Here is a 23,333-nt window from a genome sequence, read left to right as displayed (position 1 = left end):
AAGACCGATACTTAAGCTTCATTGGTGCAGACCTATCGCCCCATTGCCTGGAGTTAAATATGGCAACCTATGTTGTTGGAGATTTACAAGGCTGCTTGTCACCACTGCTTGCATTGCTAGAAAGCGTGAATTTTAACGAAAAACACGATGAGCTTTGGGTGACAGGCGATATCGTTAATCGAGGGCCACAATCCCTTCAAACATTACAATTTCTATACCGTCTACGCCATTGTGTTACTGCCGTGCTAGGAAATCATGACCTCCACCTATTGGCCGTTGCCGCTGGAGTAAAACAAGCCTCTCGCAGTGATACATTGGACAATATTCTAGTGGCCCACGATCGCGAAGAATTACTCAGGTGGCTCCGACAACTTCCACTGGTACATCACTGCCCTGATCGAGCCATCACCATGGTTCATGCTGGTCTCCCACCACAATGGAGCCTCTCGACTGCACTGTCATTGAGTGCCGAAATAGAAAAAGTACTCAAAGACGAGTCCAGCGCCCTTACTTTTTATCAAAACATGTACGGCAACACACCTAACCGCTGGGACCCCACTCTGGAGGGCTTTGAACGATTGCGATTAATCACCAACTATTGCACCCGCATGCGGTTTTGTGCCTCAGACGGCACGCTAGAACTGACGGCCAAAGGCTCGCCCATAAATCCACCTGAAGGTTATCAACCATGGTATGCCCACGATAATCGCATGACTCAAGACGATACTCTATTATTCGGCCACTGGGCGGCATTAGAAGGCAAGACAGGCGTGAAAAACGCCATAGGGCTCGACACAGGATGCGTGTGGGGTGGCTGCCTCACATTGTTGCGCTTAGAAGACCGTCAACGTTTTGTGCATCCCTGCTCGAAGAAGGCGTAACGACTTTATCGAAATTCCATATCACCTCTTACCCTTCATAACCGTTCGGATTATTAGATTGCCAGCGCCAAGTATCTTCCACCATCGTCTCAAGCCCCAGCTCAGCCTTCCAACCCAACTCCTCTAGTGCGCGGGTAGGGTCTGCGAAAAATTCAGGCAAATCGCCTTCCCTACGGGGCATAACTTCATAAGGAATCGCTTTACCTGCCGCATTCTCGAAGGCTTTAACCACTTCCAGTACGCTATAACCCACGCCCGCACCGAGATTATAAGCTCGCCAGCCAGGCGCCAACGAGAGTAGCTTTTGCACCGCTTTCACATGCCCTTTAGCCAAATCTACCACGTGGATGTAATCTCTAACCCCGGTACCATCACGAGTGTCGTAATCATCACCAAATATTCGTAAAAACGGACGTTTACCAACAGCTACTTGAGCGACGTAAGGAAGAAGATTGTTTGGAATACCCTGAGGATCCTCCCCAATACGACCACTTTCGTGAGCACCAATCGGATTAAAATAGCGCAATAAAGATACCCGCCATGGCGAACTTGGTTTTGCACAACAATCTTTCAGAAGCTCCTCTACCATAAGCTTGGTTCGACCATACACATTACTGGCCGCAGTCGGTAAAGTCTCTACATAAGGAATGGGTGCTTTTTCGCCATACACCGTAGCAGAAGAGCTAAACACGATTGACTCACAACCAAACTCTTCCATCACTTGTGCCAAATAAACCGTACCCCCAACATTATTTTCATAGTAATTCAAAGGTAACTCTGCGGATTCACCAACCGCTTTCAAGCCGGCGAAGTGAATCACTGCATCAATGTTGTAGGATACAAATACCTCTCTTAGTTGAGATTTATTACAAATATCCCCTTCCACAAATGGAATCGAGCGGCCAGTAAGCGTTTCTACACGAGTGATGGCCTCTCGGTTACTGTTACAAAGGTTATCAAAAACCACCACATCGAAATTGGCGTTTAACAACTCCAGGCAAGTGTGGCTTCCTATATAACCTGCGCCACCGGTAACCAAAATCGTTGACATTAAGTATTTCCTTTCAGTAATTAGCGCTTCGCGCATGAATGTTGAATTAAATGTTGCAACCTACGGGAATCTCATCAAATAATAAAGGCAATCATTTCCCAAAAATAGTGTCCAATAAATGATTAATATTGCGATGCTTCACAATGCTCTTAACTCACTGCTTTACAAAACAGTCGTAAATCCGCAGCCTAAGGAAAGACCGTAATTGAGAGATATATCATAAGAAATTGCGATCAAATGTTGAATTTACATCTCTCATCCTGAACAAAATTGGCCTATGCTGAAAACAAGGTTGTTTTTTTGCATAGCCACCACAACCGAGCCAAGTTTGGCACGGAAGATTGCAGCACTTATCCAGATGCCATGAGGAGGCGATTGATGAGTATTTTCAATCATTATCAGGAACGTTATGTAGCAACTCAGGAAGAGGAAATGAGCATTCAGGAATATCTGGAGCTCTGTAAACAAAAGCCAAGCGTCTATGCCACTGCTGCCGAACGGATGCTCATGGCGATAGGCGAACCCGAATTAGTGGACACCTCCAGAGACTCCCGTCTCAGCCGAATTTTCTCCAACAAAGTCATTAAACGCTATAAAGCTTTTGGGGATTTTTATGGCATGGAGGAATGTATCGAGCAAATCGTCTCATTTTTCAAACATGCCGCCCAAGGCTTGGAAGAAAAGAAACAAATTCTCTATTTACTCGGCCCTGTTGGCGGAGGAAAGTCTTCTTTAGCAGAAAAACTTAAAGCGCTAATGGAGAAAGAGCCTATTTACTGCATAAAAGGCTCACCTGTATTTGAATCACCCTTGGGTTTGTTTGATCCAGATGAAGATGGACATATTCTTCAAGAAGATTATGGTATTCCTACTCGTTATGTAAAAACCATTATGTCGCCATGGGCCGTGAAACGTTTACATGAATTTAACGGCGACATCAGTAAGTTTCGTGTGGTAAAAGTCTACCCCTCCATGCTTGATCAAATCGCCATTTCCAAAACAGAACCTGGCGATGAAAACAATCAAGACATATCCTCACTGGTCGGAAAAGTCGACATTCGAAAATTGGAAGAATTTCCACAAAATGACCCAGACGCCTACAGTTTTTCTGGAGGGTTATGCCGTTCAAACCAAGGCATTATGGAATTTGTGGAAATGTTTAAAGCGCCCATAAAAGTACTGCACCCGCTATTAACGGCAACGCAAGAAGGCAACTACAACAGTACAGAAGGGCTAGGCGCTATTCCTTTTGAGGGAATCATTCTGGCTCACTCAAATGAAAGCGAATGGCAAACCTTCCGTAACAATAAAAACAACGAAGCCTTTATTGATCGAGTTTACATCGTCAAAGTCCCCTATTGTCTTCGCGTTTCGGAAGAAATTAAAATTTACGAAAAACTCCTCCAAAATTCCTCTCTTTATCAATCTCCTTGCGCACCCGACACTCTAAATATGCTCGCGCAATTTACCGTATTATCACGCATCAAAACACCCGAGAACTCTAACGTCTTCTCCAAAATGAGGATTTATGACGGAGAGAATTTAAAAGACACCGACCCTAAGGCAAAATCCATACAAGAATATCGGGATATGGCGGGTGTTGACGAAGGAATGTCTGGCTTATCCACTCGATTTGCCTTCAAAATTTTATCAAAAGTTTTCAATTTTGATCCGACAGAAGTCTCTGCCAACCCTGTACACCTACTTTATGTCTTGGAACAGCAAATAGAGCAAGAGCAATATTCACAAGAAATTCAAGATCGATATTTGGGTTTCATAAAAGAGTTCATGGCACCAAAGTATGTCGAATTTATTGGAAAAGAAATTCAAACTGCGTACTTAGAGTCCTATGCCGAATACGGACAAAATATCTTCGATCGCTACGTCACTTATGCAGACTTTTGGATTCAAGATCAAGAATACAGAGACCCTGAGACAGGAGAAATTTTAGATCGAGCTTCGCTCAATGAAGAACTTGAAAAAATTGAAAAACCCGCTGGCATCAGCAATCCAAAAGATTTTCGTAACGAAATTGTTAATTTTGTGTTACGCGCACGAGCAAACAATGGCGGTAAAAATCCTGCCTGGAACAGTTATGAAAAACTTCGCACTGTGATAGAGAAAAAAATGTTCTCCAACACAGAAGATTTACTGCCCGTTATTTCATTCAATGCCAAAGCTTCTCATGATGACCAACAAAAACACCAAGACTTTGTAAAAAGAATGGTAGAGCGCGGCTACACAGAAAAACAAGTGCGTTTGTTATCTGAATGGTATCTACGTGTTCGCAAGTCACAATAAAACCTGTTTGAGGCAGTCTCACTAAGGAGATTGAATGAGTTATATTATTGATCGACGGTTGAATGCGAAGAACAAAAGCACGGTCAATCGACAACGTTTTTTACGCCGCTATCGTGCACACATCAAGAAAGCGGTTTCAGAGGCGGTCGGTCGCCGCTCCATCAAAGACATGGATAAAGGAGAACAAATCGGTATTCCAACCCGGGATATTTCAGAACCTCAACTTCACCATGGCCAAGGCGGGCGTCAAACTCGAGTACTTCCCGGTAATGATCAATTCATTTCTGGGGATAAAATTCCACGCCCTCCTGGAGGGGGCGGTGGTGGTGGCTCTGGCGAGGGTAATGCTAGCAACTCTGGGGAAGGCATGGATGAATTTGTCTTTCAGATTACCCAAGAAGAATTTCTAGACTTCATGTTTGAAGACCTCGCCTTACCTAACATGGTAAAGCGGCAACTCTCTGGAAATGAAGAGTTTAAAACACGACGTGCCGGCTTTTCCAATTATGGCACCCCCGGCCAAATCAATATTATTCGTTCACTACGTTCAGCCAATGCCCGACGCATTGCTTTAACCAGCTCTAAGCGCCGACAAATCAGAGCATTAGAAACTGAACTTGAGCAAGAACAAGAAAAAGACAACATCCTCAAAGACCCGAATAAAATCGAAGCTCTCACGTCCGAAATTCTTTCGCTGAAAAACCGAATCAAACGTGTTCCTTGGCTAGATGATTTCGATATCAAATACAATCTACACGCAAAATACCCAGTACCCCATTCCAAAGCAGTTATGTTTTGTTTAATGGATGTATCCGGCTCAATGAGCCAAGCCACCAAAGACATGGCCAAACGCTTTTTCATTCTTCTCTATTTATTTTTGCAACGCAATTATGAGCATACAGAGGTTGTCTTTATTCGACATCACACCAGTGCTAAAGAAGTCGACGAAGAAGAATTTTTTTATTCAAGAGAAACTGGCGGCACCATTGTTTCTAGCGCACTTTATTTAATGAAAGACATATTGTCTGATCGATATCCATTAAGTGAGTGGAATGTCTATGGTGCACAGGCGTCCGATGGTGACAACTGGAATGATGATTCCACAACCTGCTCAAAACTTCTTATCGATGAAATCATGCCCAAAGTTCAATATTACTCTTATATTGAGATTACACCTCGACAACATCAAGCGCTATGGGAAGAATACGAAAGTGTTGCCAAAACCTTCAGTGACACATTCGCAATGCAACAAATTGTTGATGTAACGGACATCTACCCAGTATTTCGCCAGCTATTTCAGAAGAGGACGGCATGAGTAAACAAAAACCGATATCAACTTCTTCTGAATGGACATTTGAATTAATACAAACTTATGACAAAGAAATTTCAGACATAGCCAAAGAGTTCAAACTCGACACCTACCCTAATCAGATTGAAGTCATCAGTTCAGAGCAAATGATGGATGCTTACGCTTCCGCAGGTATGCCAATTGGGTACAGTCATTGGTCTTACGGAAAGCAATTTCTTAATATTGAGCGGTCCTATAGCAGAGGGCAAATGGGTCTTGCTTATGAAATTGTAATTAACTCCAGCCCTTGTATTGCTTATCTCATGGAAGAAAACACAATGACAATGCAGGCGCTGGTGATTGCACATGCGTGTTATGGCCACAATTCTTTTTTTAAAGGGAATTATTTATTTAGAGCATGGACAGATGCAGAATCCATCATTGACTATCTCGTTTTCGCAAAAAACTACATTGCCAAATGCGAGGAACGCTATGGCATATCTGAAGTAGAAAAAATCGTGGACTCTTGCCACGCTCTTATGAATTATGGAGTAGACCGTTATCAACGACCTTATCCTATTTCAAACGCTGAAGAAGAAGCACGCCAAAAAGAGCGCGAAGAATACTTACAACGTCAAGTGAATGACCTATGGAGAACCATTCCCAAAGGGGAAAGTCATGACGACAGTGCCGAGAAACCCAAATTTCCTTCTGAGCCTCAAGAAAATTTGCTCTATTTTTTTGAAAAAAATGCTCCACTGCTGGAATCATGGCAACGCGAAATTATTCGAATCGTCAGAAAAATTTCACAATATTTTTATCCTCAACGTCAAACTCAAGTGATGAATGAAGGGTGGGCAACATTTTGGCATTACACTCTACTCAACACACTCTATGATCGGGGAAAATTGAGTGATGGCTTTATGATGGAATTTTTGCAATCACACACCAGCGTCATTTATCAACCTCCTTACAATAGCCCTTACTTTTCAGGCATCAATCCCTATACGTTAGGATTCAGCATATTTTGTGATATTCGTCGAATGTGTGAACACCCAACTGATGAAGATCGAGAATGGTTTCCTGACATTGCAGGAAAAGACTGGTTGGAAACCTTACACTTTGCCATGCAAAACTTTAAAGATGAGAGCTTTATTCTTCAGTACCTTTCACCCAAAGTCATTCGAGATTTAAAGTTATTTAATATTATGGATGACAATTTGGAAGAAGAAATATTGGTGAGCGCCATCCATGACCAAAGTGGATATCAATCCATCCGTGAAGCATTAGCCGGACAATACAATTTGGGGAATCGAGAGCCTAACATACAAGTAACCAGTGTAAACGTAAGAGGAGACCGCTCATTGACCTTAGAACACGTTAGATACAATCGTGTTCCCCTGGGGGATTCAACCGAAGAAGTCTTACGACATGTTCATCGACTTTGGGGGTTTGATGTTCACTTGCATTCTACTGACAACGGTGTTTTATGCGAGACCTACCATTGCCCACCTAAACCGGAGCATACCGAATTAAATTAAACACACGCACTACACGCTGAAAAAATAAAAAGTCTACGTTATGTTGTGTGGCCAAACGGATTGTTACCATTATTATTGTTATAGCAACATTGCTCCCGAGAGACTCATACCCACTGAACTTGCCACACCCTTGGGTAGCATCGACTCTCTGTAGTTCATTATGAAGAAAGGAGGCTTTCCACCCGTTCCAATAACTCTTCATTACGGAAAGGCTTGGAAAGTACAGAGTTGGCCCCGGTCTCTGTTGCACGTACCAAACTGGCCTGAGTTTCTGCTGACACTACCAGCACTTTGATTTGAGAAAACTCGTCAGAAGAACGAATAAAGCGGAGAACTTCGAACCCATCCATTCCGGGCATTTTAAGGTCTAGTGTTACTAAGCTAGGTTTCATTTGTGCCAATAATGTACCGGCCATAAACCCATCACGGGCCACCTCTACCTCATACCCCGCACGCTTCAATACACGTCGAATCGCGGCGGCCATTTCAGGCTGATCCTCAATAACCAAAACACTTCGCTTAACCTCTAACTCATCAGGAACTGGCATTGAGTTTTCTCGAAGAAACTCAACAAAGTCCTCCTGCTTGATTCGATGGTCTCCACGACCTGGCAACTTGTAGGCTTTCAAACGGCCTCTTTCTATCCAACGTATGATGGTGCGAAAGTTCACACCGCAATACTTTGCCGCCTCACCAGTAGTGAAAACTTTAAGCTCTGTCATTCAAACCTCTCATTCGATCAAATCGAGGAGCACCCAGCCTACCGTCCCAATTTAACAGCTATTTTCGATTACTACTGCCCTTCAAAATAGCGTGCTATCAACACGAATAGCCGAATTGTCCCTAAATATGGCCCATCTATCTAATAAATGACACCAAAATCAACCAAAGTAATTACAATAAATAATTAATGCGGCATTGATTTTGGCACTCAAATCTCTAGACCACTAATGTACTCCATAATATAGCCTGCCTTAAATGACATTTGTATATATCTTGATCTTTATCTCATAAGAAATGGTATAAATGTCATTATTGACAGGTTGGACAGTTTGTATACAATAGTAATTATTGAATAGTTAAGCAGAGAGCACTATACAAAAGCGGTAGCCAAATTACCCCAGAGAAAAACTAAAAAAAAACTCTTTATTCTCTGCAAATCGAACACCCTAAGACCCTTGTCCCTAGCAGTAACGGGGACTTTTTTGAACACAGACTGGTGGCATAGGCGGCCAGCATGAACACCCTAAGACCTTTGTCCTCCGATGTAACGAGGACTTTTTTGAACACAGTCTGGCGGCATAAGCGGCCAGCATGAACACCCTAAGACCTTTGTCCTCCGATGTAACGAGGACTTTTTTGAACACAGTCTGGCGGCACAAGCGCGGCCAGCATGAACACCCTAAGACCCTTGTCCTCCGATGTAACGAGGACTTTTTTGAACACAGTCTGGCGGCTAAGCGACCAGCACGAACACCCTAAGACCCTTGTCCTCCGATGTAACGAGGACTTTTTTGAACACAGTCTGGCGGCATAAGCGGCCAGCACGAACACCCTAAGACCCTTGTCCTCCGATGTAACGAGGACTTTTTTGAACACAGTCTGGCGGCACAAGCGCGGCCAGCACGAACACCCTAAGACCTTATCCCCGATTATCGGGGATTTTTTTTGTCTTCATAAAAGTTCTATCCTCTATACACTCTCCAACAAGGCCATTACCTCTGTCTGAGTAAGCTTGATAAATATGAAAAAAAGTTGTTAGCTTATTTATGACCACGTATTCATTTCAAGCAACTCAGTAATCAATACAAACGTTGAAGCCTCTATGACCACATCTCTCGACATGAATGAAGCCATCAACACAAGTCACCCTCATCCAGCCATACTGCTGGTGGACGACAACCCCGTAAATTTACAGCTGATATCCAAAATTTTGGAAAATGAGAAAATGGAAATCAACCAAGCAATCAATGGCGCCCAGTGCTTGTCGATGATGTCAACGCAAGAATTTGATCTCGTGCTATTAGATTTGAATATGCCCGAAATAGATGGATTGGAAGTCCTGAGAAGAGTCAAAGAATGGACCCAGGTTACTTTGCCAACTTTTGTTGTCGTCTCGGCAGATAATTCACCGGAATCTATTAGCCAAGCCTTTAAACTCGGAGCAGCCGACTACATAACCACACCATTCAAAAAAGAGGAAATGCTGGCAAGAATTAACACACAACTTCATCTTAGAAGCCGTGAGCGACACTTGGAAAGCTTGGTGCAACGCCGTACTGTTGAACTCGTAGAAGCCAATAAACGTGTTCAAGATACTTATCATCAATTGGTTCAAGCGGAAAAAATGGCATCATTAGGGCAACTTGCTGCTGGCGTAGCGCATGAGATCAATAACCCTGTGGGCTACATCAGCTCTAACTTAGACACATTAAATGCCTATCTCGACGATATACTGGATATGGTTCAGTTTTATGAAGGGGCTATGGTACACATCAAACACGAACCGACCAAAACATTAATTAAGAACAAGAGAGCTCAATTAGATATTGAGTTTATCGAAGAAGATATTAAACACATCATTTCAGAATCCCAGACCGGAGTAGAGAGAGTCATCCAAATTGTTTCGGATCTGAAGAATTTCTCTCACCCCGAACAAAAAGCATGGCAAACTGCTGATATTAATCAATGTATCGATTCAGCTCTGAATATTGTTCACAATCAACTAAAATACAAAGCCAATATCCACAAACACTATGAAAATCACTTACCTCAAGTAGAATGCATCATCCCTCAAATAAGCCAGGTTTTAGTGAACTTATTTGTTAACGCCGGGCAGGCCATGAAACAATTTGGTGATATCCATATTACTAGCCGATGCGTTAATGAAAATAACATTGAAATTGTTATTGAAGACAACGGCTGTGGTATTGAATCCGCATTACTAACCAATATTTTTAACCCTTTTTTTACCACCAAACCTGTAGGGGAAGGTACAGGGCTCGGATTATCGGTCTCCTATGGCATCATCCAAAATCATGGGGGCGATATTGATGTTCATAGCAAAGTGGGAGAAGGAAGCCGATTTACCATTAGGCTCCCCATCAAGCAAGGCATGCCACCGAGCCATTAAACCTATTGATAAAGGGTAATGAACAATGAAAGAGAATGAGGTGAAGAATGATAAAATTAATGAGCATGTCTTTATTTCAATATCGCCTTGCCGATGCCTGAGTAAACACTCAACCCTAACAATACCAAACCAGTTCCAACAAAATAATGAGTACTGAAAGATTCTTCCGCCACTGCAACCCCCAACCCCATTGCCAATATAGGAGAGAGCATACTAATCAATGCTGTAGTGCTTGCCTGTAAATGACGCAATAAAAAATAGTAGGCACTAAAGCCAATTACTGACCCCATAATCACCAAATACATTCCCGCACTCGCCGGGACAATACCTACTGAACTTGGCCAGCTCGCCCCTAGTAACCACCAACATAACCAAAGGCCCGGTAGAGCAAACAACATAGACCCACATGCCTGCTGTAACGGACTGATTTCTGCACCTATTTTTTTAATCCACACACTGCTGATGCTGAACAATAATGTGGACAAAATAACAGCACCAATGCCTTTTCCAGCCTCATCATTCAATTGCAGCTGATCCCAAAACACCACGCTCAACCCACAAAACGCAACCATCAATCCAATAATGCGATTTTGACCAAGTCGCTCCCCCAAAATAAATTTACCAAACATGCCCATAAAAAAGGGCACCGATGAAAATACCAAAGACAATAAACCAGAAGGAATAAATTGAGCACCCCAGTAAACTAGCGGCATATTAGGAAACACGCCGATAGACGCAATTGCATACACCCTCCAATCACTTGCTGAAGAAAATAACGATTGTCCACGAAGCAACAATATCAGCCACACCAAAGACGCTCCCAATGTCATTCGAGCAGATACCGCAAGAGCAAAGCCAAAATCTTGGTTACTTAACTGAATAGCCAGTGGTGTTGTTGACCAAATCACCACCACTAATAAGAAAATACTGGGTACAACAAAAGGTTTCATATGAACTCTCTAAAAAGGAGAAATACTCATGGCACACCACTGGACTTCCTTTTTAAACAGATATCATCTTAGGGAGGTCCTCTCCAAAGCGTGGCATACTATGAACGACTCAATACCATTGAACAATGCAAATGTTTCGGAGCATCAATTGGACGTTTATTTAGTGGGTGGCGCTGTACGCGATAAATTACTTGGGTTTCCGTTTCACGAAAAGGACTGGGTCATTGTCGGTGCCACACCCTCAACACTTATAGAACAAGGTTACACTCCGGTCGGCAAAGATTTTCCCGTGTTTTTACACCCTACAACAAAAGAAGAATATGCCCTAGCCCGAACAGAACGTAAAACAGCACCTGGATATACCGGCTTTGAATTTAATACTTCTAAGGATGTGACACTTGAGGAAGATTTACTCCGTAGAGACCTAACCATTAACGCCATCGCCCAAAAATCAGACGGCAGCATTATTGATCCTTACGGCGGCCAACATGACTTAGAAAAAAAAATATTACGCCATGTCTCCCCGGCGTTTGCTGAAGACCCTGTCAGAATTCTGCGAGTCGCCCGATTCGCAGCACGCTATCACCACCTTGGGTTCCACGTTCATGAGGATACATTAACATTAATGAAATCGATGGTCGCTCACGGTGAAGCACAATACCTCGTCAAAGAACGGGTATGGAAAGAGTTTGAACGTGCACTCAAGGAGAAAAATGCTCATATTTTCTTAGAAGTACTCAGAGGCTGTGGAGCATTAGTATCGGTATGCCCCACCCTGTCAAAAAACATACAATTGGGTGCCCCCTGTATTCACTACTTAAAAGAAATATCGAGCCTAAGCATTGATGGCGCCGATCAACTCCACCCACATGAATACACTAATGCGATTTGGGGCGATCAAAGCAGTCTACTTTCTGTCAGTGTATTGAGATTCACCATCACTTTACTGGCACTAGCATCACTTAAAAATAATGACACCGAGTCACTCATTGATAACGCCAACAAAATTTGCCAAGAATTACTCGTCCCAAAGCATTACAACATATTGATTATTGATGCTCTTACCCATACTAAGCTGCTGTCCATCTCAGAAATAACTGGCAATGATTCTGCTTGGTTATTTGATACGTTTAAACGCTTGGATGGGTTTCGACGACCCAATAAAGTCATTGATTTACTTCAAATCAAAGAGGCTTATCAACACATTTGTCAAAATTTTCTCTCAACGGGTGCAAAGCGTATTTCTTACGCACTAAAAAGCAGTTGTGAGGTTTCAGCAAGTTTTCTCATCCAGCAAGGTTTTTCTGGAAAAGCACTAGGATCCGCTATCGAAGCTCAGCGTATAAAGATCATTAAGCAATGCTTAGACAACTCTCTTTAGATCCTAAGAAAAGGCCAACTTATGTCCAACAACCCTACACCCAACAACAGTCATCAACATAAGAACCACCAACATAAAGTTGCCCTGATTACCGGTGCAGCTCGCAGGATTGGTAAAACGACTGCTGAACACCTTCACACATTAGGATGGAATGTCATCATTCACTACCATCACAGTGCAGATGAAGCACATAAAGTGGCTTCTGAACTCAATCAACAAAGAGAGCATTCTGCCACCTCAATTCAAGGTGATTTATGCTCTACCCAAGAAATTAATAACATCGTAGAAAAAGCGATCAAGCCATGGGGGAGAATGGATGCATTAATAAATAATGCGTCGACGTTTTACCCAACGCCACTGGAAACACCCACAACGCAAAATGATAACCAGCAGACTCAACGCCAACGAGAGCAATCACTAGAGAGTGCTTGGGAAGACTTGTTCGCAACAAACCTCAAAGCGCCCTTTTTCTTGTGTCAAAAGTTGGCACCTTTTTTACGACAGCATCAAGGTTGTATCGTGAATATTGCCGATATTCATGGAATAAGACCTATGAAAAACTACCCCATTTACAGCATGGCAAAAGCCGGCAATATCATGATGACCCAATCATTGGCCAAAGAATTCGCCCCAGAAATTCGCGTCAATGGCGTTGCACCTGGGGCAATATTATGGCCAGAAGATACGGCTGAATTATCATCAGAAAAAAAATCAGAGATTCTATCTCGTATTCCATTAGGAACACCGGGTGCCGCGAAAGACATTGCCAATACCATTGCCTTTCTCTTAGACGAGGCACACTACATCACCGGGCAAATATTGCCTGTTGATGGCGGCAGGACACTCACCACCTAGACAAGAAGAAGTGAAGCAAAGTAAACCAAACAAAAAAGCGAGTTTCCCTTAAGAACTCGCTTTTTTATTGGAGATTAATTTCCCTTGCCATACAAAATCGACGGGCCACAACTTTTGCGTATCTTTATTAAAGGACTGCCACAACGCCTGATAACTCAACCCCAAACTCGGGTGGCCATCTTTTGCGGCCACATCCACCATAGGTAATAAGACAAACGCATGAAAGGCAATTTCTTCTCTGGGTAGGGTAATTCCATCAAAGGTTCCCACACAATCACCGTAAGTAAGAATATCCACATCCAGTGTTCTTCCACTGAATTTGGGGGAGCTTCGATCACGTCCGTATTGATCTTCCAAGTGTTTCAAATACTGATTTAATTCGAACAGTGGTCGATCTGTGTGAATACCCACAACCAAATTATAAAAATTATCCCCTGCAAAACCCACTGCCTCACTTTCATATACAGAAGAAATGATCAACTCACCGAAGGCTAAGAAAAGTTCATCCAATGCTTTTTGTATGTGAAATTCAGGGTTTTGATTACTACCAATACTCAAATATGCCTTGGGCATTAAAACAATCTCCCTTGGTCATCCATTGGACTTGAAAACGTCCGTTCAATCACCACACCCACATCACGCGCTTCTTTTACTGCACCGGGTTTATGAACCGTAAGGCGAACCCACGACAAACCAAATTTTTCATTCAACTTCATTGATAAATGTTCCACTAACGATTCAATCAACTGAAATTCACTGTGGCTCACAAACTCAATCAACTCATCAGCAACCGCTCGGTAATTGATGGCATATTCAAGGTTATCGGTCTTAGCTGCTTTCACAATGTTCGTTGCCATTTCTACATCAAAGACCAGCCTCTGCTTAACTCGCCTCTCCCAATCAAAGACGCCAATTACAGCTTCAACTTCTAAATCCCGAATAAAAACGATGTCACGGTTTGGAGAGTTATCACCCATATTGCGGTGTGCCTTGTTAACGTCAAGTAAGTTCTGAAAAAAGAAATAATGAAAAACACAGTGGCATTAACCACACTCACCAGCTTAACTTTGCATCACAAAAGCGGTGATAACGTATCCATAGGCCAGCGAGGCTTCACATTCACGGCTAATTTGTCTTGCTGCCCCGCTAGTAATCTCTGGCAGCCTGCATACGCAATCATGGCGCCGTTATCGGTACAAAACTGATGACGAGCGTAGAAAACACTTCCACCCACTCTCGCCAGCTCTTTCACTAATACATCCCTCAAACGTATATTTGCAGACACCCCACCGGCAATCACTAAGGTTTTATAGCCTGTTTCTGACAACGCACGTCGACATTTAATCGCCAACGTTTGCACTACTGCCTCTTGAAACGCGTGGGCAATATCGGCACAGGTTTGATCGTCCGGCAAACCATCATCCAAAGCATGAGCAGCAACGGTATTCAGGGTGAACGTTTTTAAACCACTAAAACTAAAATCCAATCCGGGACGATCCACCATGGGACGAGGAAAGGTAAACCGTCCTGAAGTTCCAGATTCTGCCAGCCTCGCAATGTGTGGCCCACCGGGATAATCCAAGTCCAGCATTTTGGCGGCTTTATCGAACGCCTCACCTGCAGCATCATCGAGCGACTCTCCAAGCAATCGGTACTGTCCGATGGCCTCCACTTGCACCAATTGTGTATGTCCGCCCGACACCAACAAGGCCACAAAAGGAAATTCTGGAGGGTTGTCTTCCAACATGGGAGCCAGTAGGTGCCCTTCCATATGATGGACACCAATAGCGGGTTTCCCCCAGGCATAAGCCAGCGAGCGGCCAAAACAGGCCCCAACCATTAGAGCACCAATCAGCCCTGGGCCAGATGTATAGGCAATACCGTCAATATGCCCAGTGGTGAGATCAGCCTGCTTCAAAACTGATTCAATCATCGGCAATAATTTACGAACATGGTCACGAGAAGCCAATTCAGGGACCACGCCACCATACTCGGCATGCAATTTGACTTGGCTATATAAGGCATCGGCAAGCAGGCCTTGCTCACTGTCATAGATGGCAACACCTGTTTCATCACAGGACGTTTCAATACCTAAGACACGCATGCTACCCCCTTAAACTACGTATTCATGGTCTCAGAAGACGATCGTAGAGGCACCTTTTTTCGGTGACTCACTCTATCGGTGACTCACTCTGAAAATACGAGCACCGACTTTGAAGGCGGCACATGTTATCGATTCAGCTCCTCAAGCTCCAGTATTACTGCCAAAAACCCAACCCCCATGGAAAATAGACTTAACATTCACCACCCTTTTAAGCCCTATGTTTCTGTCCATCCCTTCAAAATCGCAGTTTCTAATGGTCATTCAAAAAAATTGCGCAAATAAACGCACAATCAACACCGTCATGATGTTGCAGAGGTTGCCATCAACGTATAGAATTTGCGCCCCTAAGAATTGAATATACTTTAGTCAGTGGGCAACAGCCCATCTACTCTTAACCAAACACAGGTAAACTTATGCCTTCAGTAAAGATCAAAGAAAACGAGCCATTCGATATTGCCTTGCGTCGCTTCAAGCGTTCGTGTGAAAAGGCAGGCATCTTGGCGGAAGTTCGTCGTCGTGAACATTATGAAAAACCAACTTCTGTACGCAAGCGCCAAGCAGCGGCTGCCGTAAAGCGTCACGCTAAGAAGTTGCAACGCGAAACTCGCAAGTTCCAACGTCTTTACTAATCGCGATTAAAGGTCATTTATTGACGGCCTTTTCAAGGCAACCTTGTTGCCTATCGCCTACAAGCGCAGCTTTTATTGGTGACCGCCTTTTCAACGCTCTCGAAAAGGCATCTTTCCTTTGCCTGTCACCCTCAATTCTACAGAGCTGTGCTTTTACTTCTGGCTAAGTCATACTTTCCTAACTAATTTGCTAAAACTCCCTGAGTTTCATCAGCATTTCAAACCCAATAACAATTATACGAATGAGTGAGATTTCTCATGGCCGACTCAGAGTTGAAACCTCGTATTCAAAATGCCGTCAAACAAGCAATGCGAGCAAAAGAAAAAGAACGTTTAGCCACACTGCGAATGATGCAAGCGGAATTTAAACGCATCGAAGTGGATGAGCGTATTGAACTGGACGATGCCCGCGTACTGGCCGTGTTGGACAAAATGATCAAGCAACGTCGCGACTCCCAAACCCAATACGAAGATGCCGGACGCCCTGAACTTGCCGAGCAAGAACAAAAAGAAGCGGCCATCATCGCCGAGTTTCTTCCTGCCGCTCTCACCGCTGAAGAAATAGAGGCCATCATAACAAAGGCTATTTCCGATGCCGGTGCCAGCTCAGCCCAAGAAATGGGTAAAGTCATGGCCATTGTGAAACCACAAATTCAAGGGCGTGGTGATATGGGTCAAGTGAGTAAACTCGTTAAAGAACGTTTGTCGTAATTCCTGCTCACCCCTAAAGCGCCCCTGCAGACATCGAATCAGTAAGCGACGCACTATGTTGTTACTAAATTCGCTCCGTCATACTCTTTAAGAGCACTAAGAGCACTGGAGCAATAGGGCTGAATAATAGGACTGAACCAGAATGCCGGGGCAAATACCACAACCGTTTATCGACGACTTGCTGGAAAGGCTAGACATCGTCGATATCATCGACTCTCGTGTTAAGCTCAAACGTACAGGCAAGAACTACTCCGCCTGCTGCCCCTTTCACGAAGAAAAAACCCCTTCTTTCACCGTTAGTCCAGATAAACAGTTTTATTACTGCTTTGGTTGTGGGGCCAGTGGCAATGCCGTTGGCTTTGTCATGGATTATGACAAAATGGCCTTTCCTGAAGCAGTGGAGTCTCTCGCAAAACTTGCCGGTGTTGACGTCCCTAAAGAAAGACATGCATCCCCACAGCAAGCGGAACGAGAGAAAAAACGTAAGCTCATTTATCGATTACTAGACCAAGCTTCCAACTACTATCAACAGCAACTCAGGAAACACAAAGCTCGCCGAGAAGCTGCCGAATACTTACGCCAGCGAGGGCTCACCGGCCACATTGCGAAAAGCTTTGAGCTGGGCTTCGCTCCACCTGGGTGGAACAATCTCATTGACCATCTACGCCAAGAAAACCCAGAATTGAAAGACTCTATTGAATCCCTTTCACTGGAAGCCGGTTTACTGGTAGAGCACGCTGAGACCAAGCGGCGTTATGACCGCTTTCGTCATCGAATTGTTTTCCCAATTAAAGACGTAAGAGGCAGAACCATTGGTTTTGGCGGCCGAGTACTGGGTAATGACAAGCCCAAATACCTCAATTCCCCCGAAACACCCGTATTCCATAAAGGAAAAGAACTCTACGGGCTGCACAGAGCTAAGCAGAACGGCAAGCAAACACGTCTTGTCGTTGTAGAAGGTTACATGGATGTGGTGGCTTTAGCCCAATTTGGTATCGATAACGCAATCGCCACTTTGGGTACCGCCTGCGGAGAAGACCATCTAAACCTAGCCTTCAAACACACAAGCGAAATAGTCTTTTGTTTTGATGGTGATGCAGCTGGTCGACAAGCCGCTAAACGGGCATTGGAAAACTGCCTCCCTACAATGACGGATGGGCGACAAGTCAAATTTCTCTTTCTGCCCAATGGCGAGGACCCAGATACTATCGTAAGAAGCCTTGGCGCTGAATCCTTCACTAATATGGTAGAAAATGCAGTACCGCTAGAAGACTATCTGTTTGACGCTGCCGGTGAAGACCTCAATGTCAACTCAATGGAAGGTAGAGCAAGACTCAGTAAAGCTGTCGTACCCATGCTAAACCGGCTGCCTACTGGTGTGTATCGAGAGCTAATGTTTGACAATTTGGCAAAGCGCACCGGGCTCAGTCGAGATACTCTAAGTGAACTCATCAATATTGCAGCACCCGACAATCAACCTTCCCTTAGCACCACTCATGCAGATAGTATCACTCATGCGGAACTGCCTACCTCACTAGAAGCCGCACAGGAGTTTATTACCGAAGCCAATACAGCATACTTCCCCCCTAACGACACCACAAATCATGAAGAACATTCTCACTTTTCAGCGCAAAACCTCGATACTCACGGAGCTCACACACGTCACCATCACCTTACCTCTTGCAAGCAAACACCGGAGAAAAGACTGTGCACACTTCTCCTACAGCACTCGGAGTTGGTCAGCGTTACCACCGAATTTGACTTAGCCGAGTTAAACGAGTCGTCCAACCCTGACACTGTAAGATTTCTTGAACTCCTTGAACTTCTAAAGCAACGCCCCCATTACAGCCTCAGTAAAATACTCGGTTACTGGCGAGCAGCAAAAGGCGCTGAAGACACTGAACAACTGGCCAGCCTCATTGCTTCAGATCTACTGGCTAACGCCAACAAGACCTTAACCTATGATGTGGAAGGGGAATATCGAGCCTGCTTTGCTCAACTCATAGAGCGATACACAAAACAAAAACGACAAAAAGCACTGGAAAAACTGAAGGTTAGCACCTTAACTGGTCTTACTAGGGAAGAAAAACAACAGCTGTTGAACGAGGTGTTAAAGGGCCGCCTAAATTAACTGCACACTATTCACTATAAGCAGATGTCCAATATATCAGATGTCCAATATATCAGTGGTAGAAAGAAGAAAAGTTCGTTGATACCAACAGCCAAGCACAAACGTGATGAGCACAAAAAGTACAGTATAAAAAATACAAAGATCAGAAGTGCAATTTCAGAAGTACATCTAAAAAAGTACATTTAGAAGCACAACTATAAAGAGATCAAAATTAATACAGCAACGATTTGAATCACCTCTGACGAGAGCCAACACTTGCAAATCGACAAAAATGAGACTCAGTGCCACTGAACCAAATGAAGAGAGCATGCTCTTACTCGTTACCTAATGCATGGCAAGCTTGTAACAAAATAAGTTATAATTGACCGTTTTTACGCCCACCACTTTCGAAAGGTTTTACAAGGCTTAGAATGACCGACACCGCCCAGCAACAATCACGAATCAAAGAATTGATCGCACGAGGGAAAGAGCAAGGGTATCTTACATACGCCGAGGTCAACGACCACCTTCCCGATGACATTTCCGACCCAGATCAGGTCGAAGAAATTATTCAAATGATCAACGACTTGGGTATCCAGGTTTTTGAGTCTGCCCCTGATTCTGACCAGCTCATGATGTCCGACAGCGAATCTCCCGACGAGATCGCTGCCGCCGAAGCAGCTGCGGCACTTGCTGCAGTCGAGACTGAAGCAGGTCGCACCACTGACCCCGTACGTATGTACATGCGCGAAATGGGCACCGTCGAGTTATTAACTCGAGAAGGTGAAATTGCCATCGCCAAGCGTATCGAAGAAGGCGTACGGGAATTAATGCACGCGATCGCCTACTGGCCAAATGCGGTATCAGGCCTCATCGACGAGTATGACCTAGTCGAAAAAGAAGAGCGACGCCTACCAGATGTCATTAGCGGCTGGCTCGACCCCGCTGAAGATGTACCCGCAGCCACAGCAGTTGACAATACTGCAACAGAAGAGGTCAAAGAAGACCTCGACGATGATGACGAAGATGAAGAAAACGCAGGCGGCGTAGACCCAGAAGAAGCCAAAGCGCGTTTTAATGAACTTCGTGCTCAGTGTGAAACCGTGCAATCCGTTTTGGAATCCCATAGTCGCGACTCCAAAGAAGTGCAAAAAGCACTCAGCGGTCTAGGAGATATTTTCAAGTTCTTTAAACTGCCACCAAGACAGTTTGACCCACTATACATATACATCCGTAGCGTCTTAGATCGTATCCGCAGAGAAGAGCGGAACATCATGAACTTGTGTGTACGCAAAGCACGCATGCCACGTAAAGCCTTTATGAAGGAATTTCCGGGCAACGAAACAGCAGAAGAGTGGATTCCTGGTATTATCGAAAAAAATCGAGACTACTCTACTCGCCTGAAACCCTATGTAATGGACATCATGCGTTCTCAACGCAAGCTAGCCCAAGTTGAAGAAGAAACCGGCTTATCCTTAGCGGCGGTGAAAGATATCAACCGCCGCATGTCCATCGGCGAAGCCCGCGCCCGTCGTGCGAAAAAAGAAATGGTTGAGGCAAACCTACGCTTAGTTATTTCAATTGCGAAAAAATACACCAATCGTGGCCTACAATTTTTGGATCTTATTCAAGAGGGCAACATTGGCTTAATGAAAGCTGTGGACAAATTTGAATACCGTCGTGGTTACAAATTCTCCACCTATGCTACTTGGTGGATTCGCCAGGCCATTACCCGATCCATCGCAGACCAAGCTCGTACGATTCGTATTCCGGTTCACATGATAGAGACCATCAATAAACTGAACCGAATTTCGCGTCAAATGCTCCAGGAAATGGGTCGAGAGCCGACACCAGAAGAGCTGGGCGAACGCATGGATATGCCAGAGGATAAAATTCGCAAAGTCTTAAAAATTGCGAAAGAGCCCATCTCCATGGAAACCCCCATCGGTGATGATGAAGATTCACACCTAGGCGATTTCATCGAAGATACCGCAATTACCTCTCCGGTAGAAGTTGCCACAGGCCAAGGCCTCACCGAAGCCACAAAAGAAGTACTGGCAGGGCTCACTGCTCGTGAAGCAAAAGTCCTGAGAATGCGCTTTGGCATCGATATGAATACCGACCACACTCTTGAAGAAGTTGGTAAGCAATTCGACGTTACCCGTGAGCGTATTCGCCAGATTGAAGCAAAAGCATTACGAAAATTACGCCATCCATCGCGTTCTGATCACCTCAGAAGCTTTTTGGACGAATAATTCATTACCAAAAAACTTTCGCTTCAGTACTTTTCAGAAAACTTGCGGGGCTATATAATGCCCCGCACTTACCAACGGCAGCCTGCTTTGCCGTTAAGAAGGGCCCTTAGCTCAGCTGGTTAGAGCACTCGACTCATAATCGATAGGTCCACGGTTCAAGTCCGTGAGGGCCCACCATTTTCCCCACCTTTGTAGCCTACTGTTCTTGACACCATAGTTTGGCCGCTTTGGCCAATGTATGGTGTCTTAGGACACCAATGATGGCCATTCTTCACTATATATATCCTTAGAGCACTTCAAAGTGAAGTGTTTTTTACTCTAGCCGGCCGGCTTAACTATGAATATTCTAGAAGCTTTTTATGCTTATTTTTTAAACTCCGACAAATACTTTTCGGATAGCTATCTGCGGCATGATCGAAAGTTCTAGCGGCTAAATCCATTATTATTTTATTGTTTTCCACCAGTCCTTCCCATGGCGTTAAAGATTCGAGAGATCTGTTTAGTGGTGCCAAAATTGAATTTTTTAATGATCGAATACTATTCGTCGAATTTCGTTCAAATGGCCAAACTCCACCTTTAAATTGATAATTTATCTCTCCTCGTAGAATTGGTGGGTTGAAATGCCCAACCGATCTTTGTACGAAACTCTTATGCAGGCTAAGAAGAAGAGCTTCAGATGCATACTCGCTCATATCTTTCTCCAAGTGAGCCACGAGCCTATCTATAAATTCAACCCAGAGCCTCCAAGCGTCAACGTGAGATCCTCCTGATCTTGCTTGAGGTTTTCTCATCGTTAGAACTTGAGTATCAACATTGTATTTAATAGTATATAAGCCCCGCACGGGAGCTCCATTTATTCCTGCACTAGCCCCATAACAACATTGTTCGATCCTTGAAACTGAGCTGCTATCAAGATTACACAAACCAATTCCAGAGATGCGAATGAGATAATGTATTGCGTAGTAAGCTGCATAGTAATGTTCAATTACTTGCCAAGCTGCATTATCTTCTTGTTGTTGAAAAGACCTTTGTTTACTAACGGCTGACGCTAACAAAAATCGATGCGCCTCGCCTGCTAGAAGTTGAAAAAATGGAGGTTCGGAAAGAATCTGTAGCTCTACAGTGCAAGACTGATCAACATTATCAATCTTTCGAGTAATAAACTCCAAATCATTTAGACTCTCAAAAAGCCGGTCATGGGCCGAACGTCTTGCCGACACAATACCAGACACGATATGTGGCAGTACAAGCCTTGAAAGCTTTTGCAATTCTCAAATCCTAACCGTTCTTTTAAGAAGCTTTCTATCCAAAGCCTCGGTTGTTCTAGCGTATGCTCGAGATGCGGCAATATCATCAAATGAACCTGGAAGAGACCTAGATAAATACTTCTTATACTCGCTTATCTTTTCAATATTCTCAGGGTTGTAATCAAATATCATAGATATAACAGACCTCAGGGCTCCCTAGTAATAAACAATCAAAATGATCCAGATCCAACCCAAAGGATCATTGTTTGACCTAATTTTAAATTCAAAAAGATATATTTGGGGTCTCAGGCAATTTGCCTGATGAAATTTTTCTCTTATGAATCTTTCTTTTGATTAATAAAGGTTCATATGGATCAAGCTTTAACCTTAAGCATTGATCAATTATTACTAGGGAGCCCTGTAACAGACCTAGAGTGAGATACTAAAATTTTGAAAACTGTTGCCTTGGTAATTATTTTCGACAGATTTAATCCGTTATCCTCATATAGGTCACCGGCAGCATGAAAATATGCATTCATGATTTGATAAAGCTTATCTACATTTTCAATTTCAAATTCCTTGACAATTGCTTTCATTGAGTGTAGTGGTCTAATAGCACCGGACACTTAATTAAGAGACAATTACCGTCAAATAGTTAAGGGGTCATCATGAGTCAGAAACGAACTCACAAACAATATACAAAAGAATTCAAAGAAGAAGCTGTGGCTTTAGTGGTAGATCAGTGGCTCAGGCCGCAAAGTCACTGGGTATTGGAACCAGCCTGATCTATAAATGGAAAGAAAAAATAGAAGCTCAGTCAGAGGGTATTACCTTGGTCGAAGATGAGCGAGCAGAGCTAAAACGCCTACGTAAAGAAAACAAAGAACTGCGCATGG

The 23,333-nt window shown here is 43.8% G+C and carries 18 protein-coding genes, 1 tRNA gene and 1 pseudogene; 13 read left to right on the top strand and 7 right to left on the bottom strand.

The genetic code is table 11. The annotated features are described in order from the left end of the window. Nucleotides 1–59: 59 nt before the first annotated feature. Nucleotides 60–881: a symmetrical bis(5'-nucleosyl)-tetraphosphatase gene (locus tag LU351_RS11140; RefSeq protein ID WP_232594146.1), complete on the top strand. Its 822-nt coding sequence runs from the start codon at nt 60–62 to the stop codon at nt 879–881. Between the two features lie 28 nt (nt 882–909). Here the strand turns inward: LU351_RS11140 and galE are convergent, their stop codons facing one another. Next, nucleotides 910–1,932 carry a UDP-glucose 4-epimerase GalE gene (galE, locus tag LU351_RS11135; protein WP_232594145.1) on the bottom strand — a complete coding sequence of 341 codons (1,023 nt, stop codon included), beginning with the start codon at nt 1,930–1,932 and terminating at the stop codon, nt 910–912. A 378-nt stretch (nt 1,933–2,310) separates the two neighbouring features. Here galE and LU351_RS11130 point away from each other — a divergent pair, with 378 nt between their 5' ends. Genes LU351_RS11130 through LU351_RS11120 form a run of 3 tightly spaced genes read left to right on the top strand, consistent with a single transcriptional unit; the run spans nt 2,311 to nt 7,062 of the window. Further along, entirely contained in the window at nt 2,311–4,233 is a 1,923-nt protein-coding gene (locus LU351_RS11130) for a PrkA family serine protein kinase (RefSeq protein WP_232594144.1), read from the top strand. A 34-nt stretch (nt 4,234–4,267) separates the two neighbouring features. After that, entirely contained in the window at nt 4,268–5,548 is a 1,281-nt protein-coding gene (locus LU351_RS11125; RefSeq protein ID WP_232594143.1) for a YeaH/YhbH family protein, read from the top strand. After that, entirely contained in the window at nt 5,545–7,062 is a 1,518-nt protein-coding gene (locus tag LU351_RS11120; protein WP_232594142.1) for a SpoVR family protein, read from the top strand. The genes LU351_RS11125 and LU351_RS11120 overlap by 4 nt, the downstream gene beginning before the upstream one ends. Nucleotides 7,063–7,220: 158 nt before the next feature. Here LU351_RS11120 and LU351_RS11115 read toward each other — a convergent pair whose 3' ends face one another. Beyond that, nucleotides 7,221–7,784: a response regulator gene (locus LU351_RS11115; protein WP_232594141.1), complete on the bottom strand. Its 564-nt coding sequence runs from the start codon at nt 7,782–7,784 to the stop codon at nt 7,221–7,223. A 1,103-nt stretch (nt 7,785–8,887) separates the two neighbouring features. On the opposite strand from LU351_RS11115, the gene LU351_RS11110 reads away from it, so the two are divergent. Then, a complete protein-coding gene (locus LU351_RS11110) occupies nt 8,888–10,195 on the top strand; it encodes a hybrid sensor histidine kinase/response regulator (RefSeq protein WP_232594140.1) in 1,308 nt (435 codons plus the stop codon). A gap of 71 nt (nt 10,196–10,266) precedes the next feature. Here LU351_RS11110 and LU351_RS11105 read toward each other — a convergent pair whose 3' ends face one another. Continuing rightward, nucleotides 10,267–11,145, bottom strand: coding sequence for a DMT family transporter (locus LU351_RS11105; protein ID WP_232594139.1), 879 nt, complete (start codon nt 11,143–11,145; stop codon nt 10,267–10,269). Between the two features lie 148 nt (nt 11,146–11,293). Here LU351_RS11105 and cca point away from each other — a divergent pair, with 148 nt between their 5' ends. Both cca and LU351_RS11095 read left to right on the top strand, forming a co-directional pair. Next, a complete protein-coding gene (gene cca, locus LU351_RS11100; RefSeq protein ID WP_232594208.1) occupies nt 11,294–12,526 on the top strand; it encodes a multifunctional CCA tRNA nucleotidyl transferase/2'3'-cyclic phosphodiesterase/2'nucleotidase/phosphatase in 1,233 nt (410 codons plus the stop codon). A 21-nt stretch (nt 12,527–12,547) separates the two neighbouring features. Continuing rightward, nucleotides 12,548–13,381 (top strand): pteridine reductase, encoded by an 834-nt coding sequence (locus LU351_RS11095; protein ID WP_232594138.1) that lies wholly within the window; start codon nt 12,548–12,550, stop codon nt 13,379–13,381. 48 nt (nt 13,382–13,429) lie between these two features. Here LU351_RS11095 and folK read toward each other — a convergent pair whose 3' ends face one another. The 3 genes from folK to tsaD form a co-directional block, all read right to left on the bottom strand. Beyond that, entirely contained in the window at nt 13,430–13,954 is a 525-nt protein-coding gene (folK, locus tag LU351_RS11090) for a 2-amino-4-hydroxy-6-hydroxymethyldihydropteridine diphosphokinase (protein ID WP_232594137.1), read from the bottom strand. Further along, nucleotides 13,954–14,358: a dihydroneopterin aldolase gene (gene folB, locus LU351_RS11085; RefSeq protein WP_232594136.1), complete on the bottom strand. Its 405-nt coding sequence runs from the start codon at nt 14,356–14,358 to the stop codon at nt 13,954–13,956. The genes folK and folB overlap by 1 nt, the downstream gene beginning before the upstream one ends. Nucleotides 14,359–14,453: 95 nt before the next feature. Further along, nucleotides 14,454–15,485 carry a tRNA (adenosine(37)-N6)-threonylcarbamoyltransferase complex transferase subunit TsaD gene (gene tsaD / locus LU351_RS11080; RefSeq protein ID WP_232594135.1) on the bottom strand — a complete coding sequence of 344 codons (1,032 nt, stop codon included), beginning with the start codon at nt 15,483–15,485 and terminating at the stop codon, nt 14,454–14,456. A 413-nt stretch (nt 15,486–15,898) separates the two neighbouring features. Here tsaD and rpsU point away from each other — a divergent pair, with 413 nt between their 5' ends. From rpsU to LU351_RS11055, 5 genes are all read left to right on the top strand, one after another. Beyond that, a complete protein-coding gene (gene rpsU / locus LU351_RS11075) occupies nt 15,899–16,114 on the top strand; it encodes a 30S ribosomal protein S21 (RefSeq protein ID WP_232594134.1) in 216 nt (71 codons plus the stop codon). A gap of 258 nt (nt 16,115–16,372) precedes the next feature. Next, nucleotides 16,373–16,825: a GatB/YqeY domain-containing protein gene (locus tag LU351_RS11070; protein ID WP_232594133.1), complete on the top strand. Its 453-nt coding sequence runs from the start codon at nt 16,373–16,375 to the stop codon at nt 16,823–16,825. Nucleotides 16,826–16,967: 142 nt separating this feature from the next. Then, nucleotides 16,968–18,956 (top strand): DNA primase, encoded by a 1,989-nt coding sequence (gene dnaG / locus LU351_RS11065; protein ID WP_232594132.1) that lies wholly within the window; start codon nt 16,968–16,970, stop codon nt 18,954–18,956. A gap of 410 nt (nt 18,957–19,366) precedes the next feature. Continuing rightward, nucleotides 19,367–21,190: an RNA polymerase sigma factor RpoD gene (gene rpoD / locus LU351_RS11060; RefSeq protein ID WP_232594131.1), complete on the top strand. Its 1,824-nt coding sequence runs from the start codon at nt 19,367–19,369 to the stop codon at nt 21,188–21,190. A gap of 100 nt (nt 21,191–21,290) precedes the next feature. After that, nucleotides 21,291–21,367: transfer RNA gene (locus LU351_RS11055), tRNA-Ile, on the top strand. Between the two features lie 158 nt (nt 21,368–21,525). Here the strand turns inward: LU351_RS11055 and LU351_RS11050 are convergent. After that, nucleotides 21,526–22,458, bottom strand: a complete 933-nt coding sequence (locus LU351_RS11050) for a hypothetical protein (protein WP_232594130.1) — start codon at nt 22,456–22,458, stop codon at nt 21,526–21,528. A gap of 647 nt (nt 22,459–23,105) precedes the next feature. Here LU351_RS11050 and LU351_RS11045 point away from each other — a divergent pair. Beyond that, nucleotides 23,106–23,333 (top strand): annotated as a pseudogene (locus tag LU351_RS11045) (transposase); the annotation flags it as partial.

This window comes from Marinibactrum halimedae (assembly GCF_021234875.1).
Lineage (GTDB): Bacteria > Pseudomonadota > Gammaproteobacteria > Pseudomonadales > Cellvibrionaceae > Marinibactrum > Marinibactrum halimedae.
Note: the sequence above shows the minus strand (reverse complement) of the source record. Positions and strands in the feature narration are given on the sequence as shown.

Bases quoted from the DNA above. Each gene is read 5' to 3' on its own strand.
- LU351_RS11140 (WP_232594146.1), top strand. From the start codon at position 60: ATGGCAACCTATGTTGTTGGAGATTTACAAGGCTGCTTGTCACCACTG.
- galE (WP_232594145.1), bottom strand. From the start codon at position 1,932: ATGTCAACGATTTTGGTTACCGGTGGCGCAGGTTATATAGGAAGCCAC.
- LU351_RS11130 (WP_232594144.1), top strand. From the start codon at position 2,311: ATGAGTATTTTCAATCATTATCAGGAACGTTATGTAGCAACTCAGGAA.
- LU351_RS11125 (WP_232594143.1), top strand. From the start codon at position 4,268: ATGAGTTATATTATTGATCGACGGTTGAATGCGAAGAACAAAAGCACG.
- LU351_RS11120 (WP_232594142.1), top strand. From the start codon at position 5,545: ATGAGTAAACAAAAACCGATATCAACTTCTTCTGAATGGACATTTGAA.
- LU351_RS11115 (WP_232594141.1), bottom strand. From the start codon at position 7,784: ATGACAGAGCTTAAAGTTTTCACTACTGGTGAGGCGGCAAAGTATTGC.
- LU351_RS11110 (WP_232594140.1), top strand. From the start codon at position 8,888: ATGACCACATCTCTCGACATGAATGAAGCCATCAACACAAGTCACCCT.
- LU351_RS11105 (WP_232594139.1), bottom strand. From the start codon at position 11,145: ATGAAACCTTTTGTTGTACCCAGTATTTTCTTATTAGTGGTGGTGATT.
- LU351_RS11095 (WP_232594138.1), top strand. From the start codon at position 12,548: ATGTCCAACAACCCTACACCCAACAACAGTCATCAACATAAGAACCAC.
- folK (WP_232594137.1), bottom strand. From the start codon at position 13,954: ATGCCCAAGGCATATTTGAGTATTGGTAGTAATCAAAACCCTGAATTT.
- folB (WP_232594136.1), bottom strand. From the start codon at position 14,358: ATGGGTGATAACTCTCCAAACCGTGACATCGTTTTTATTCGGGATTTA.
- tsaD (WP_232594135.1), bottom strand. From the start codon at position 15,485: ATGCGTGTCTTAGGTATTGAAACGTCCTGTGATGAAACAGGTGTTGCC.
- rpsU (WP_232594134.1), top strand. From the start codon at position 15,899: ATGCCTTCAGTAAAGATCAAAGAAAACGAGCCATTCGATATTGCCTTG.
- LU351_RS11070 (WP_232594133.1), top strand. From the start codon at position 16,373: ATGGCCGACTCAGAGTTGAAACCTCGTATTCAAAATGCCGTCAAACAA.
- dnaG (WP_232594132.1), top strand. From the start codon at position 16,968: ATGCCGGGGCAAATACCACAACCGTTTATCGACGACTTGCTGGAAAGG.
- rpoD (WP_232594131.1), top strand. From the start codon at position 19,367: ATGACCGACACCGCCCAGCAACAATCACGAATCAAAGAATTGATCGCA.